At 59.6% G+C, this 223-nt stretch carries 1 rRNA gene; it reads right to left on the bottom strand.

From position 1 onward, the window contains the following. A 23S ribosomal RNA gene (locus E4K09_RS16780) occupies positions 1 to 223 on the bottom strand; the annotation flags it as partial.

Genomic DNA, 223 nt, shown 5'->3' with positions numbered 1-223 from the left:
GGCCGTCTTTCGACTCTGCTCGACGTGTCAGTCTCGCAGTCAAGCGGGCTTATGCCATTGCACTCAGCGAGCGATTTCCGACCGCTCTGAGCCCACCTTCGCGCGCCTCCGGTACTCTTTGGGAGGCGACCGCCCCAGTCAAACTGCCTACCATGCGCTGTCCCGGACCCGGATAACGGATCGCGGTTAGACATCCATGTCTACAAGGGTGGTATTTCAAGGA

This window comes from Microvirga pakistanensis (assembly GCF_004458765.1).
GTDB classification, from domain to species: Bacteria; Pseudomonadota; Alphaproteobacteria; order Rhizobiales; family Beijerinckiaceae; genus Microvirga; species Microvirga pakistanensis.
This window is presented reverse-complemented; position numbering and strand designations above follow the sequence as displayed.